This is a genomic window from Brucella tritici, from assembly GCF_008932285.1.
GTDB lineage: Bacteria > Pseudomonadota > Alphaproteobacteria > Rhizobiales > Rhizobiaceae > Brucella > Brucella tritici.
In genome coordinates this window covers 779,358-794,748 of record NZ_WBVY01000001.1, presented here as the reverse complement: position 1 = coordinate 794,748, position 15,391 = coordinate 779,358, and the positions used below count along the sequence as shown (strand labels likewise).

The window sequence follows — 15,391 nt, the reverse complement described above, 5'->3', positions numbered from 1 at the left end:
GGTTCGGTAGATACGCTCGCTGCAGCTCTGCTTGTTCGTGTCTTGAATGTGCATTCGGCTTGACGTTCAATCAAACGAAATATAGAAAGGTTTAAGATCAGAAAATTTGAACAATGTACTGAAAACGGAGTCCGTGATGACAGCGCCCGTTCAACACCCCCTTCCAATGCTCGATATTGATGTGCTGCGTACATTCGTGGCGATCGCCGATACGGGAAGTTTTTCCTCTGCGGCGAACGCGGTGTTTCGCACCCCGTCTGCGGTTTCGATGCAGATCAAGAAGCTGGAAGAACAGATTGGCGTTGCAGTTTTCGATCGGGATGCACGCTCGGTGACGCTGACGAGCGATGGCGAAATTCTGCTTGGATATGCGCGTCGTCTTCTGGCGCTCAATCGAGAAGCAGTTTCGAAATTTGTAGCGCCCACGGTGACTGGCGTTGTTCGATTGGGCTCGCCGGACGATATCGGCGAATGCGTGCTGCCGCTGGTGTTGAAGCGTTTTGCTGAAAGCCATCCCGGCGTAACGGTCGATGTGGTGATCGACCAGAGCAGCAACCTGCGCAAGCGGCTCGATGAACGGCGACTGGATGTGACGCTGATCAATGTATCTCATACGATATTGAACAAGGGCGATGTGGAAGTTCTGCTGGACGAGGAACTGGTTTGGGCTGGTGCCAAATGCGGTACGGCCTATCGTCGGGAGCCTCTGCCGCTTTCCATTTGGGAAGAGGGCTGTGCCTGGCGTGGCAGTGCGCTGGAGGCGCTTGAAAGCAGCGGCCGTCCTTACCGTATTGCCTATATGAGTTCGCATTCGACGGGACAGCGTGCTGCGATCATGGCTGATCTCGCGATTGCACCGTTCGGTAAAACCCTATTGAGTGACGGGATTGTTGCCCTGGGGCCGGAGCATGGTCTGCCTGCTCTGGGCCGCTATCAGCTTGGCATGGTTGTGAAGCCCGAAGCTGGCCCGCACATTCAGGTTGTTGCCGACCATCTGCGAAGTGTTTTCGAAGGCTACCGCCGTTCCGGGCGCTTCGAGACGTTTCGTTCCTGCTGATGGTGGTTCACAGTTTATTGGGATGGTAACTAATGCATTCTCTTGCCAGTGAAAAACGCTGCGCTAGATTTATTTTGTGACAGCCGAGTGAATCGGCTTCACCGCCAGATGCCGGGCAGGGGCTTCGTATGTGGCGGGAGGCATAACTGGTTTGAATAGACTTGGAACTCTATGCATCTGCTCCTTCAAAAGAGCAGAAACGCGCATCCCATTGGAGAGACTGTCATGAAGCTGACCCGACTTGTCCCTGTAGCTATCGTTCTCTGCGCATTTACGCTTGCGTCCTGCGCAAATACTGTTCGCGGCGTTGGTCGCGACGTAAAGGGCACCGCCCATGCGGTTCAGGAAACTGTAGAGTAAAGAGAACAGAAGGGCCCGGGTATACCGGGCCTTTTCTTTATGGAGCCAGAAAATAGCTGACTGTTATGTGCTTGTCCGGTCGGGTCTTGTATTGAATATCGGTGGTGGTGATGATGTTTTGAGGCACAGGAATGTTCTCATTCTGCAATAATGCTGCAATACGGTCATTCGGTACAGCACCACCAAACCACATAACGAGCACGGGTGGTGTCAAATGCGCTCTGGCGTCCGGCGTTTCGGGATGCACCACACGCAAGGACGAATCAAACAATCTGAAATTGCCCGGTATCTGCGCATTGTCCGTCAGGATCGTCTTGAACGGACCTTTCGCCTGCACTTCTTCGTAAAGATGCCGATAGTCGAGTTGGCCATAGGGCGGTGAACTTGAACCGTAAGTCAGATAATAGCTCAGGACTGGCGGAACGATGAGTGCGACGACCGCGCTGACGACGGCATAGTCGATCAACGCCCTGTTTCCGATCCGGTATCGGGCAAAAAGGCTGGCCATTAGTGCCGGAGTGAGGAACAATACCGGCTGCAGCCAACGATCTTTTACGTTATTTGCGCCGGTGGCGACAACGCCGACCAGAACGATAACCAGCCCGACGAGAATCAGGAGGCGTATGAACTTCTCGCCGACGGCGAGCGGGGTAGACGGTGCCGTTCTCTTTTTCCAGTGAATGAGCGCGATAATGCCCGCGATTGCCAGTGCAAGGATCGAGAACAGAAACGCTGCTTCGACGAGGCTCTCGACCCCCATCAGTCGATCGAACACGACATTGCCTGAAGCGCCGATCTCGAACTTGTTGGCGCGCGCCAGGACGCTTGATTTGTGGGCCAGCATCCAGAATGCAGTTGGACCAAAGCAGATTGCAAATGCCAGGATTGTAACGAAGCTCAACTTGGAAAGCAGTATGCGGCGATATTCTGGAATAAGAAGTCCCGTCACGATCAACATGAGCAGGAAGAATGAGGCATTGAACTTGCCGAGAAGCGCGGCCGCCATGGCGGCGCCAAGCGCGGCAGCGGAGCCTGCATGACGCGCGCGCATATGCCAGGCAAAGGCCAGAAAGGCCCAGCCACAACCCGCTGTTCCTGCAACCGAATGCGTCAGGGCACGCTGCGATTCCCATCCGATCTGTGGGATGAGAAACAGGCCAAGCATACTGGCTGACGCAACGATGCGCGAAAAGCCGAGCAGTCTCATGGCACCGTAAACGCTCAGGAAAAGGCTGGCGAGAATGCTGAACTTGACGATCTGGAGCGTGAGCATCGATGTGCCTAGCACTGACGCTACCAGATTGGTAATCCATGTATAAAGAGGGGGCTGCGACCCGCCATACCCCCAATCCAGATAACCGATATTGGCGAGTTGCTCGGCGTCATCGAGACCGGCGCCGTTGGAAACGACGGTGACAAGAATGGTCTGGAACGCGAAATAGCACAGCACAAAAACTACAGCCAAAGGCAGGCCGAAAAGCCTCCTGTCGGCAGTGGAAACAGCGGTGGCTGATCGTTGTGCAGTCAAACTCATTGCCCTGAATAAAAAATAATCTGTACAGGCTTCACCGGAAGCGTTCTGCATTTCACAGGATTATGTCCGGATTTCAATCGGACGGCTCAAAAAGCTTTGTAACAAAGGCGTGTAATTGTGCAATTTTGCGGGATCAAGAGCAACGGGCCAGATTTAGGCAACTATTCGTAGGCCTAAATGGCAAAAACCGCGCTGCCAGAGGTGCACGGTTTTGCCAATTACGCATGGCATCTCCGCCGAACAATACACTGGCGGGATATACTGAGCTCCGGTACGCAGTACCAGATCCGGAGCGTTGAGCCGGGGTGACCCCGTCTCTTGCTCCTTTCTAGCCCAACATCGTTACCGTACGGTTATCAGAGACTTAAGCAAATCTAAACAATGCAAGTTTTTTGCATTGGCAATTGTTTACTTTGTTCCGGATTTGGCGCGTAGGTAGTTGATGATGCCCGAAAAGTCTTCGCCGCCATGACCTTCACCGTCAAAAAGGCTGTAAAGTTCCTGTGCATGTGCGCCAAGCGGCGTTTCCGCGCCAGCGCTTTGGGCGGCTTCCTGTGAAAGTTTGAGGTCCTTCAGCATCAAAGCTGCCGCAAAGCCGGGTTTATAGTCGCGGTTTGCCGGTGATGTCGGAACGGGGCCTGGAACAGGGCAGTAGGTTGTCAGTGACCAGCATTGCCCCGATGACGTTGACGCCACATCGAAGAGCGCCTGATGGGACAGGCCCAGTTTTTCAGCCAGGACAAAGGCCTCGCTGACACCGATCATCGATATGCCGAGGATCATATTGTTGCATATCTTTGCAGCCTGTCCTGCACCGTCGCCGCCGCAATGAACGATCTTTCCGGCCATGGGCTGCAGGATCGGCTCTCCGCGTTTGAACGCCTCGTCGCTGCCACCAGCCATGAAAGTCAGCGTACCTGCCGAAGCGCCACCGGTGCCGCCGGAAACGGGTGCATCAATGGAAAGATGTCCGTGGCTCGCGGCCAGTTCATGTGCTTTGCGTGCCGAATCCACGTCGATTGTGGAGCAGTCGATGAAAAGTGAGTCTTTTCGAGCTTTTGGTGCAATATCTTCATAGACAGAGAGAACGTGCTTTCCTGCTGGCAGCATGGTGATGACCACGTCGACGTCAGCAACTGCATCCTGCGCGCTCAACGCTATCGAGAGGCCATTGGCCTGCGCTTCATCAAGATGTTGCGGCAAGAGGTCGAAGCCGCGGACGGTGTGACCGGCTTTCACAAGGTTGGCGGCCATCGGGCCACCCATATTGCCAAGGCCGATAAATGCTATTGTGGCCATAATGAATTCCTCCCTTGGCGGTTGTTAACTGGAAGTACGTGCATCTTATCCGAAAGCCGTTCCACTTTTCGGGATGCACTTTGAAATCAACGTCCGATCATCTGGCGCGCAATGATCACACGCATGATCTCGTTTGTACCTTCGAGAATCTGGTGCACGCGGAGATCACGGACAAGCTTTTCGATCCCGTATTCATGCAGATAGCCGTAGCCACCGAAAAGCTGCAGCGCTTCGTTCGCCACATTGAAACCCGTGTCGGTAACGAAGCGCTTCGCCATCGCTGACCATTTGCCTGCATCATGTGTTTTGCGATCGAGCTTGCTTGCAGCGGTGTAAAGAAGCAGGCGCGACGCGGAGAGTTCGGTTTCCATATCCGCCAGGCGGAATTGCAGCGCTTGAAAACGATCGATTGTCTGGCCGAAAGCCTTACGCTGGCTGCAATATTCCAGCGACTTGTCGAGTGCCGATTGCGCGCCGCCGAGTGAGCAGGCGGCAATATTGAGCCGGCCGCCGTCAAGTCCTGCCATCGCTATGCGAAAGCCGGTACCTTCTTCGCCGAGAAGGTTTTCAGCGGGGACGCGACAATTATCGAATATGACGGTTCTCGTCGGTTGCGCATTCCAGCCCATCTTGAATTCATTCGCGCCAAACGAAAGGCCGGGTGCATCTTTTGGCACAACGATGGTGGAAATTCCCTTGGGGCCGTCCTCACCGGTACGCACCATCGTCACATAGACATCTGTGGCGCCTGCACCGGAAATGAACTGCTTGGAACCGTTGAGAATATAATGGTCGCCATCGCGTGTGGCCCGTGTTCTAAGCGCGGCGGCATCCGAACCCGATCCGGGCTCGGTCAGGCAATAGCTGGCAAGCGATTCCATCGACGTGAGCTTCGGCAGAAAGCGCTGGCGCTGTTCGTCGTTACCGTAGGTGTCGATCATCCACGCGGCCATGTTGTGGATGGAGACAAAAGCCGAAAATGAAGGGCATGCGGTTGCCAGCGCTTCAAAAATAAGCACTGCGTCGAGCCGTTTGAGTGCCGAGCCGCCTACATCTTCACGCACATAAATGCCGCCCATGCCAAGCGGCCCGGTCTCTTGCAATACATCGACCGGGAAATGTTTTTCGCGATCCCATTCCAATGCATACGGGGCAACGCGATCACTGGCGAAGGCTCGCGCCATATCCTGAATGGCAAGCTGATCTTCGTTCAGTTCGAACTGGTTCTGGTCGGCAGCATCCATGGTTTCCTCCCTGTAGCACCGTACCTCTTCCCCTGGACTAGATCATAACCGCGGAGGGCTGCCAACGCTCCATTGGAATAATGTTGCTCACATTTGTAATAAACTGATGCGCATTTTTGCATAGATGCTCGCCGATCAAGGTCCCGTTGCCAGCGAGTTCAGTTTAAGTTACGCAGCAATTTATGGCACGCGCAATCATGTTTCAGGGAACGGGTTCGGATGTCGGCAAAAGTGTTCTTGTTGCCGGACTATGCCGCGTTGCGCGCAATCGCGGTCTCAATGTTCGCCCTTTCAAGCCGCAAAACATGTCCAACAATGCAGCGGTCAGCGACGATGGCGGTGAAATCGGCCGGGCTCAGTGGTTGCAGGCATTGGCTTGCGCTGTACCGTCGTCTGTCCATATGAACCCGGTACTCCTCAAGCCGCAGACCGACATGGGTAGCCAGGTCGTCGTGCAGGGAAGGGTGCGGGGCGAAGCGCGCGGGCGCTACTATCAGGAATTGAAGCCGCAACTCATGGCGGCTGTCATGGAATCCTTCGCCATGGTCAGCGAAGGCGCGGACCTTGTGCTGGTGGAAGGGGCAGGGTCGCCGGCTGAAATCAATCTGCGGGCTGGCGATATCGCCAATATGGGGTTTGCCACGCAGGCCGATGTTCCGGTTGTTCTCGTAGGCGACATAGACAGAGGCGGCGTTATCGCTTCTCTCGTCGGCACGCACACTATTCTTTCCGAACAGGACCGCGCCATGGTTCGCGGTTTTCTGATCAACAAGTTCCGGGGCGATATCTCGCTTTTTGATGACGGGCTGGCTGCCATTACCCGGTTTACCGGCTGGCGCTCTTTCGGCGTTGTCCCGTGGCTGAAAGCGGTATCGAGACTGCCAGCCGAAGATTCTGTCGTTCTTGAACGTGCCGTTCGCGGAGACAAGAAGTCGCTTGTGGTTGCTGTGCCGATGTTGCCGCGCATCGCCAATTTCGACGATCTTGATCCGCTAAAAGCTGAACCGGATGTAGAAGTGGTCATGGTGCCGCCCGGTTCGAGCATTCCCGGTGATGCGGGTCTTGTCGTTCTGCCGGGGACGAAGTCCACGATAGCCGATATGCAGGCGGTTCGTGACCATGGCTGGGATCGCCAGTTGTCTGCCCATGTGAAACGAGGCGGTCATGTGCTCGGTATCTGCGGCGGGTTTCAGATGCTTGGTCGCCATATCAGCGACCCGTCTGGTATCGAGGGGCATGTACGCGACATTGACGGTCTTGGTCTTCTCGATATCGAAACTGTGATGGAGCCTGAAAAGGTGGTCCGCAATGTGCAGGCGACCTCGCTTCTCCATGATGTGCCGCTGCAAGGTTATGAAATTCATATCGGTCGAACGACCGGACCGGATATGGGGCGTCCCTTCGCCCGCATTGGCGAGCATGACGATGGAGCTGTATCGCCAGATGGGCGTATCACGGGGACTTATCTCCATGGTGTTTTCAATGCGGATGAATTTCGCCGGAGATTTCTGGAAAATCTTGGTGTGCGGAGCAGTTCGGTGAACTATCGCGCTGGCGTGGAAGCTGCATTGGATGAGTTGGCCGAAGGGTTGGAAGCCTGTCTTGATATCGATGCACTGTTCAAAATCCGTTGAATGTGAGCTTGTATCTTTACCATGTTCCGCACTGCCTTAAATCTTATTAATTGCTAGTTATTTTAAACGATTTATTTTATTATCATAGTTGTATAGAAATATTTTTATTATATGTGAATATTTATTAACTTAGTATTATATTTATTTAATGGGTGTTTATTGAGTGTTTTTGTTTCTTCTGGGTCTGCATCTCGTTTCAGTAATCTAAGAGTGCAGAATCTGCTCCTTTATTCTTTTGTGGTAGTCAGTGGTTTTTTTATTATTTTCCCTCAGACTGATTTGATTGTCTCCCGATATTTTTTCAAAGCGGGTAGTTTCTATTTTTCTCACAATCCAAACTGGATCGCATTGCGAGATTTTCACCGGCTCAGTCAATGGTATCTGTTAGTATCTATGGTCACGCTCGTGGCACTCTATGCTTTATGGCGTCATCCACTTTCAATCATTGCGCCGCATAAGGTTGTCTATGTTGTACTTACCTACGCGCTTGGCCCTGGTGTTCTCGTCCATAGTCTAAAACTTCTTATTGGTCGGGCGCGACCGAGGAACCTAGTGGAGTTCGGAGGGACGACTGATTTTACCCCAGCTTGGCAGTTAGCGCGCATGTGTGGTCATAGTTGTTCGTTCCCATCGGGTGAATCGTCGGCAGCGGCTGCAATGCTGCCGCTCTTGATCCTTGTACCGGCACGTTTTCGATTAAATGTAGCGGTTATTTTAGTTCCGGTTCTTGCACTCGTATCATTGAATCGCGTGTTTATGGGGGCACATTTCCTGTCTGATGTTGTCATCGCCTGGACGCTCATCATTGGTCTCATGATTTGGCTTTGGTCCAGAATTTCACGTCATGCCGATGTAATTGATGGCTGGGTGCGACTGAGAGGCCAAAACCTTCGAATGTGGTTGTATGTTCGCTGATTGACGCCGAAGGGGCGAAAGCCTACTGTCAAAATCGTGCAACAGGTCTTTGCCGGGACGAATCCCGGCGATACCAAAAAGGGAATGCGACGGACGGACCCAATCCGGGCGTCTTTATCGCAGCCGACCCCGCGACTGTAGAGCGGTGAGGGATGAGGCAAGCCGGGCAGCCGGTAACCACTGGAAGCATTAAAGGCTTCTGGGAAGGTAGCCTCAATCCCCGCGACCCGTGAGCCAGGAGACCTGCCTGTTGCGTGAAGGCATAGAGCCTGAACCCCATGGGAGGTCTTTCCCTGCTGCCTGCACGGAGGTTGTCATGGCTGCACGTACTCAAGATTCTGTTTCCAGCACACTCGCAATGCCGCTTGCTGCCCGTCTGGGCACTGCTGTGGTGTCACTGCTTCTCGGCGCGTTCCTGATTTACGGTGTAGGGCTTGCCCATTCCGATACGCTGCACGATTCAGCACATGATACGCGCCATTCTTATGGTTTTCCCTGCCACTGAGCAGCCTAACCTTTTTGAGAATTGAAGCTGAGCAAGGCTCGATGGCGGACGGCCATCGGCGCGAAATTGCTATTGAGGGACAGAAATGTTGATCCGTTATTTGTTGGCGACACTTGCTGCCGGTCTTCTGGCCGGGCTGCTGGTTACTCCCGCCATGTATTTGAAGACAGTGCCTTTGATCCTGCAAGCCGAAGTCTATGAAGATGCTGGTGGGGGGCACAGCCATGGCGAGGCGGAAGCCACGCCGCATGATCATGGTGCCGCTGCCGCAGATGCTGAAGAAGAAGGCGCCGAACTGCCTTTTGGGCGATTGGGCAATACGATCCTTGCCAATCTCGTAGCAGGAGCGGGGTTTGCCTTGCTGCTTGGTGGCGTGGCCTTGCTTCTAGGGCGCCGCATTACGGTACAGAATGGCATTTATTGGGGTGTTGCGGGCTTTTTTGCGGTCGCTTTTCTGCCCGCGTTGGGCTTGTCACCGGAATTGCCGGCAATGCCTGCGGCTGATCTGGCCGAACGTCAGCTCTGGTGGATTGCAACCGTGGCGCTGAGCGGTCTGGGGCTCTATCTCATCGTGTTGCGCCAGGAAATCTGGGCAAAAATCCTCGGTCTGGTGTTGATCGTGGCTCCACATCTCTATGGTGCTCCGCATCCGGAAGAGATCTCGTCACCGATTCCATCATTGCTTGCTTCGCAATATGCAGTCGCATCGCTGGCGACGAACCTGTTCATGTGGGCGGTGATCGGCCTCGCACTCGGCTGGTTCATCCAGCACTATGCATCGTCCGAGATTGAGGGCTGATGAAAATGGCTTCGCCGGGAAAATCGGTTCTGGTCCTTGGCGGAGCCCGTTCGGGCAAGTCGTCCTATGCCGAGAAGATGGCTGCGTCCTCGGGGCTTCAGCTGCTCTATCTGGCAACAGGACGCGCCTTCGACAAGGAAATGGAAAGCCGCATTGCCATTCACCGCGACCGCCGTGGTTCAGAATGGCAGACGGTAGAGGAACCGCTCGATCTCATTGGCGCACTAACATTGCATGTTGCTGCGGATCGGTTCGTGCTGATCGATTGTTTGACCCTGTGGCTGACCAATCTGATGATGGCCGAGCGCGATATAGCAACAGAGACGGCAAGTCTTGTTGCTATGCTGCCGAACCTTGCCGGGCCTGTTGTTTTTGTTTCGAACGAAGTTGGACTTGGGATTGTGCCGGAAAATCGCATGGCACGGGAATTTCGCGATCATGCAGGCTTTCTGCACCAGGCAGTGGCCGCAGTTGCGGATGAAGTTTATTTCATGGCGGCAGGGCTGCCGCTCAAGATGAAGGGATAAATCGATGCAGGGACAGAAAATTCCCGCAACAGTCATCACGGGTTTTCTCGGATCGGGCAAAACGACGATGATCCGCAACCTGCTGGAAAACGCTGACGGAAAACGCATCGCGTTGATTATCAATGAGTTCGGTGATCTCGGTGTCGATGGCGGTATTCTGAAAGGTTGTGGTATCGAGACTTGCCGCGAAGAAGATGTGATCGAGTTGAACAATGGTTGCATCTGCTGCACCGTTGCCGATGACTTCATCCCGACCATGACCAAGCTTCTGGATCGCGCTGATCGTCCAGATCATATTGTGATCGAGACCTCCGGTCTGGCATTGCCGCAACCACTCGTCGCCGCATTTAACTGGCCGGAAATCAAGACGCAGGTAACAGTCGACGGTGTAGTAACCGTGATTGATGCGGCAGCCGTTGCCGAAGGTCGTTTTGCCGATGACCACGACAAGGTGGATGCACAGCGCGCAGCGGATGAATCTCTTGACCATGAAAGCCCCTTAGAGGAACTTTTTGAGGATCAGATTCATGCTGCTGATCTGATTGTTCTCAACAAGGCCGATCTGATTGACGCCTCGATGCTCGACGGTGTTAAGGCCGATGTGGCCGAGCGTTCGTCGCGCCGGGTGAATATGGTTCCTGCGAGCTTTGGCAAACTGGGAGCTGACGTTTTGCTCGGCCTTGGCGTTGGCACTGAAGACGACATCGCCAACCGCAAATCCCACCATGAAATCCATCATGCAGATGGACATGAGCACGATCATGACGAGTTCGAGAGCTTCGTAGTCGAAGCGGGCTCTGTGGGCGATCCCAAGCTGTTCACGGAAAAACTGAAAGCGGTCATTGCGGAACACGATATTCTTCGCCTGAAAGGCTTTGTCGATGTGCCGGGCAAGCCGATGCGTCTGGTCGTGCAGGCAGTCGGTCCACGCATCGAGCATTATTTCGACCGTCCATGGGGCAAGGATGAAGCGCGCTCCACGCGACTGGTCGTGATCGGGCTGCACGACATCGATGAAGCAGCCATCGCCAAGGCCGTGAAAGACGCTGTCTGACCGATGCATCTTCTTCTTGCCCAGAAAGGAACAATCAGCGACGGCAATGAAGCCGTCGATCTCGGCCAGACGCCGGGAGAAATATTGTTTCTTTCCGCAGCCGATACTGAACTGGCCAGTCTGGCGCAGGCACATAGACTTGCGCCGGATTTGCCAAGCTTGCGGCTGGCCAATTTCCTGGGCCTCACCCATCCCATGTCGGTGGACGCTTATGTGGAGCGTACTGCCAGATATGCGAGCCTTATAGTAGTGCGCATCATTGGCGGCGAGACATACTGGCCCTACGGGCTGGAAGCGCTGCATGCCTGTGCCGTCAGTCACGGTATCAAGATCGCCGTATTGCCGGGAGACGACAAGCCGGATCATGGGCTGGACCGGTTTTCGACGATCTCTGTCCACGAGCGAAATGAACTCTGGCAGTATCTGATCGAGGGCGGTGCGGCGAATGCAGGCGCATTCCTTCGCTATTGCGCTGCGCTGATCGCAGGTTCCGAGAAGCCGGAAAGTGCGGCACCTCTGCTCAAGGCTGGTCTGTGGTGGCCGGGAGAGCATGTCTCCTCGCTAGACAGCATCCGCACGCATTGGAATGATGCAAAGGCACCTGTCGCTGGCATTATTTTTTATCGGGCGCTGGTGCAAAGCGGACAGACACAGCCCGTCGATGCGCTGATTGCTGCTTTGCAGGCAAAAGGCCTCAATCCGCTTCCAATATTCGTTTCGAGCCTCAAGGATCGATTGTCTGCGGCGGTCGTGGACGGCCTGTTCGAGGATTGTCCGCCGGATATCGTTTTGAACGCCACGGGATTTGCAATTTCTTCGCCGGGGGCGGAGCGCAAGCCGACTGTCCTCGATAAGCGCGGCAATATGGTGTTGCAGGTGATTTTCTCCGGCACGCCGAAGGCGGTTTGGGAGCGCTCGCAGCAAGGGCTTCTGGCGCGCGATCTGGCGATGAATGTCGCTTTGCCCGAAGTGGACGGGCGTGTGCTTTCGCGTGCCGTGTCCTTCAAGTCTGCAAAGCAGTTTGATGCGGCAGTGGAAGCGAATATCGTGACACACGAGCCGCATGAAAACCGCGTGGGCTTTGTGGCGCAACTTGCTGCAAACTGGGTGCGTTTGAAGCGGAAATCACCTGATGAAAGAAGTGTTGCGCTTATCCTCGCGAATTATCCGAACCGTGACGGACGGCTTGGAAACGGGGTAGGGCTCGATACGCCAGCCGGAACGGTTGAAGTACTGCACGCTATGGCGAAGGGCGGCTATCCCGTCGCTGACCTGCCCGCGGACGGTGATGCGTTGATGCGTGTCTTGACGGCAGGTCCGACCAACGCTGCGCGTGACGGACGTGAGATACGTGAAACGATTTCACTGAATCAATACAAGGCTTTCTTCAAAAAACTTCCCGTTGCGATTCAGAAGGAAATCGAAGGCCGCTGGGGCGCGCCGGAAAATGACCCTTATTTTGCGCAGGAGCTTGTCGCTTTCGCATTGCCATTGATGCGGCTGGGTGAAACCTTCGTGGGTATTCAGCCCGCACGCGGTTACAACATCGATCCGAAAGAGACTTATCACTCGCCTGATCTGGTGCCGCCGCACGGCTACATTGCTTTCTACGCTTTTCTGCGTGAGGTCGCAGGTATCGACGCCATTGTGCATATGGGCAAGCATGGAAATCTGGAGTGGTTGCCGGGGAAGGCGCTCGCGCTGTCGGAAAACTGCTATCCCGAGGCCGTGTTCGGTCCTACACCGCATATCTATCCGTTCATCGTGAATGATCCGGGCGAAGGCACGCAAGCCAAGCGTCGCGCCAGCGCAGTCATCATCGACCACCTGACACCGCCGCTGACACGCGCCGAAAGTTACGGGCCGCTGAAAGACCTCGAAGCACTGGTAGACGAATATTACGAGGCCTCTGGTGTCGATCCGCGCCGCCTGCTGAGGCTGAAAGGGCAGATACTCGATCTTGTGCGCGACATTGGGCTTGATCGCGATGTGGGTATTCACGACCATGACGATGCAGACATGGCGCTGCAAAAGCTCGACGCCTATCTGTGCGATCTCAAGGAAATGCAAATCCGCGATGGTCTGCATATTTTCGGGCTGGCGCCTGAAGGCAGGCTACTGACCGATCTTCTGGTTGCGCTGGCACGTGTGCCGCGTGGCGTGCCAGTTTCGCTTGGCGGTGCGCCCGGCGATCAAAGTCTCCAGCGTGCAATCGCTGCGGATTGCGGGCTTGGCGAAACATTCGATCCCCTTGACTGCAATATGGCAGAGGCGTGGACGGGCAATAAACCTGATCTCTTGCGGGCTGCGAGTCCTGCAACCTGGCGTATTGCGGGCGATACGGTGGAGCGTATCGAATTGCTGGCAGCCAGCTTCGTTGCAGGTGATACAGAGTGTCCCGCAGACTGGTCACAGACGCGGGCGGTTCTCCAATCCATAGAGGAACATCTGCGCTCCATGGTGGTTTCCTGCGGGCCTTCGGAGATAGATGGTTTTCTTGCGGCACTTGGCGGGCGGTTTGTGCCGCCGGGACCATCTGGTGCGCCAACGCGTGGCCGACCCGATGTACTGCCGACCGGTCGGAATTTCTTCTCCACCGATAGTCGTGCCGTTCCCACTCCCGCAGCATGGGAGCTTGGACGCAAATCTGCGGAACTCCTGATTACCCGTTACACGCAGGATCATGGTGAATGGCCGACATCGTTCGGCCTGACAGCATGGGGCACGTCGAATATGCGCACCGGCGGCGACGACATTGCGCAGGCCTTGGCACTGATCGGTGTCAAGCCGGTCTGGGATATGGCGTCACGTCGGGTAACGGGATACGAAATTGTTCCGATTGCAAAGCTTGGCCGTCCACGGGTCGATGTGACATTGCGCATTTCCGGCTTTTTCCGCGACGCATTTCCAGAGCAGATTGCACTGTTCGACAAGGCCGTGCGCGCAGTCGGCGCTCTTGATGAGGATGCCGAAGACAATCCAGTCGCAGCGCGCATGCGGATTGAGCAGGCGCGCCTCGTTGCAGACGGAGCAGACGAAAAGACAGCCGAGCGTCGTGCGGGTTATCGTGTCTTCGGGTCCAAACCCGGCGCTTATGGCGCAGGCTTGCAGGCCCTGATCGACGAGAACGGCTGGGCCGGACGCAACGATCTGGCGGAAGCGTGGCTTGTCTGGGGCGGTTACGCCTATGGTGCAGGCGAGGAAGGACAGGCAGAACGCGGTCTTCTTGAGGAGCGTCTGCGTTCGGTTCAGGCTGTTGTGCAAAATCAGGACAATCGTGAGCACGACCTTCTCGATAGCGATGATTACTACCAGTTCGAAGGCGGGATGGCTGCGACCGTTGAAAGCTTGAGCGGCGCCATGCCTTCGGTCTATCACAACGACCATTCCCGCCCGGAAAAGCCGGTGATCCGGGCACTTGAGGAAGAGCTTTCGCGCGTCGTACGTGGTCGTGCAGCCAATCCGAAATGGATCGCAGGCGTCATGCGCCACGGCTATAAGGGTGCGGCAGAAATTGCGGCCACTGTCGACTATCTGTTCGCCTTTGCGGCGACCACCGGCAAGGTCGGGAACCATCATTTCGAGGCGGTCTATCAGGCTTATATCGCCGACAAGTCGGTGCATGATTTCATGGCCGGGAAAAACCCGGCAGCACTTGCCGAGACGGCAGCGAAACTCAACGATGCCATCGTGCGCGGATTCTGGACGCCTCGCTCCAACTCTGCGCGGTTTGAGCTGGAAACATTGAGTTCAAATCTTCAAAAATTGAATCCGGAAAGGGCGGTAAATGGCTGAGAAATCGGAAAAACTTCTTTCGATGACGGAAGAGGAACTGAATGCACGCCATGCGGATAAGATGCGCAAGAAGAAAGCTGCCCGCGACAAGATTCAGGCGACAAAGACTGAAGAAAAAGGGCTGGTGATCGTCCATACCGGTAAGGGCAAGGGCAAGTCGACCGCCGGTTTCGGGATGGTTTTCCGTGCGCTGGGCCATGGAATGAAGATCGGCGTGGTGCAGTTCGTCAAGGGCTCGTGGGACACGGGCGAGCGCTGGGTGCTCGAAAAATTCCCTGAACAGGTGACGATTTCAGCGCTGGGCGAAGGCTTTACGTGGGAAACACAGGATCGCACGCGAGACATCGCCATGGCACGTGGCGCATGGGAGCAAGCCAAGGCCATGATATTGGATGAAAGCTACGATATGGTACTCTGCGACGAGCTTAATATCGTGCTTCGTTATGATTATCTGCCGGTCGAGGAAGTGATCGAAGTTCTCAGGGCCAAGCCGGAGATGAAGCATGTCATCATCACTGGTCGCAATGCCAAAGACGAGTTGATTGAAGCGGCTGACCTCGTGACCGAAATGGAGATGATAAAGCATCCATTCCGCTCCGGCGTGAAGGCACAGAAGGGCATTGAGTTCTAGTTTTTCTTTTGCGCATTATCCTGCGCAAAACCGTTTC

The 15,391-nt window shown here is 55.1% G+C and carries 13 protein-coding genes and 1 riboswitch; of the genes, 10 read left to right on the top strand and 3 right to left on the bottom strand.

Annotated features, from left to right (window positions below):
* Positions 1 to 136: 136 nt before the first annotated feature.
* Positions 137 to 1,057: a LysR family transcriptional regulator gene (locus tag F9K94_RS03985; RefSeq protein WP_061346091.1), complete on the top strand. Its 921-nt coding sequence runs from the start codon at positions 137 to 139 to the stop codon at positions 1,055 to 1,057.
* Between the two features lie 225 nt (positions 1,058 to 1,282).
* Positions 1,283 to 1,417 (top strand): entericidin A/B family lipoprotein, encoded by a 135-nt coding sequence (locus F9K94_RS03980; RefSeq protein ID WP_012091850.1) that lies wholly within the window; start codon positions 1,283 to 1,285, stop codon positions 1,415 to 1,417.
* 37 nt (positions 1,418 to 1,454) lie between these two features.
* On the opposite strand, the gene F9K94_RS03975 is transcribed toward F9K94_RS03980, so the two are convergent.
* The 3 genes from F9K94_RS03975 to F9K94_RS03965 form a co-directional block, all read right to left on the bottom strand.
* Positions 1,455 to 2,951, bottom strand: coding sequence for a glycosyltransferase family 39 protein (locus tag F9K94_RS03975; protein ID WP_151643756.1), 1,497 nt, complete (start codon positions 2,949 to 2,951; stop codon positions 1,455 to 1,457).
* A 408-nt stretch (positions 2,952 to 3,359) separates the two neighbouring features.
* A complete protein-coding gene (gene mmsB / locus F9K94_RS03970) occupies positions 3,360 to 4,250 on the bottom strand; it encodes a 3-hydroxyisobutyrate dehydrogenase (protein ID WP_151643754.1) in 891 nt (296 codons plus the stop codon).
* Between the two features lie 86 nt (positions 4,251 to 4,336).
* Positions 4,337 to 5,494 carry an isobutyryl-CoA dehydrogenase gene (locus F9K94_RS03965; RefSeq protein ID WP_151643752.1) on the bottom strand — a complete coding sequence of 386 codons (1,158 nt, stop codon included), beginning with the start codon at positions 5,492 to 5,494 and terminating at the stop codon, positions 4,337 to 4,339.
* 182 nt (positions 5,495 to 5,676) lie between these two features.
* Between F9K94_RS03965 and F9K94_RS03960 the strand changes: the two genes are divergently transcribed.
* The 8 genes from F9K94_RS03960 (at position 5,677) to cobO (ending at position 15,354) form a co-directional block, all read left to right on the top strand.
* Complete coding sequence (locus tag F9K94_RS03960; protein ID WP_151643750.1) at positions 5,677 to 7,128, top strand: cobyric acid synthase; 1,452 nt, start codon at positions 5,677 to 5,679, stop codon at positions 7,126 to 7,128.
* Between the two features lie 159 nt (positions 7,129 to 7,287).
* Positions 7,288 to 8,043 carry a phosphatase PAP2 family protein gene (locus tag F9K94_RS03955; protein WP_151643748.1) on the top strand — a complete coding sequence of 252 codons (756 nt, stop codon included), beginning with the start codon at positions 7,288 to 7,290 and terminating at the stop codon, positions 8,041 to 8,043.
* Positions 8,044 to 8,069: 26 nt separating this feature from the next.
* A riboswitch (cobalamin riboswitch) is annotated at positions 8,070 to 8,308 on the top strand.
* 51 nt (positions 8,309 to 8,359) lie between these two features.
* On the top strand, positions 8,360 to 8,548 hold the full coding sequence (locus tag F9K94_RS03950) for a CbtB domain-containing protein (RefSeq protein WP_061346096.1): 189 nt from the start codon (positions 8,360 to 8,362) through the stop codon (positions 8,546 to 8,548).
* 85 nt (positions 8,549 to 8,633) lie between these two features.
* Positions 8,634 to 9,347 (top strand): CbtA family protein, encoded by a 714-nt coding sequence (locus tag F9K94_RS03945; protein WP_151643746.1) that lies wholly within the window; start codon positions 8,634 to 8,636, stop codon positions 9,345 to 9,347.
* A gap of 5 nt (positions 9,348 to 9,352) precedes the next feature.
* Positions 9,353 to 9,874, top strand: coding sequence for a bifunctional adenosylcobinamide kinase/adenosylcobinamide-phosphate guanylyltransferase (gene cobU, locus F9K94_RS03940; protein ID WP_151644126.1), 522 nt, complete (start codon positions 9,353 to 9,355; stop codon positions 9,872 to 9,874).
* A gap of 4 nt (positions 9,875 to 9,878) precedes the next feature.
* A complete protein-coding gene (gene cobW, locus F9K94_RS03935) occupies positions 9,879 to 10,928 on the top strand; it encodes a cobalamin biosynthesis protein CobW (RefSeq protein ID WP_061346098.1) in 1,050 nt (349 codons plus the stop codon).
* Between the two features lie 3 nt (positions 10,929 to 10,931).
* A complete protein-coding gene (cobN, locus tag F9K94_RS03930) occupies positions 10,932 to 14,723 on the top strand; it encodes a cobaltochelatase subunit CobN (RefSeq protein WP_151643744.1) in 3,792 nt (1,263 codons plus the stop codon).
* Positions 14,716 to 15,354: a cob(I)yrinic acid a,c-diamide adenosyltransferase gene (gene cobO, locus F9K94_RS03925; RefSeq protein WP_151555735.1), complete on the top strand. Its 639-nt coding sequence runs from the start codon at positions 14,716 to 14,718 to the stop codon at positions 15,352 to 15,354. Before cobN ends, cobO begins: the two co-directional genes overlap by 8 nt.
* Positions 15,355 to 15,391 lie beyond the last annotated feature (37 nt).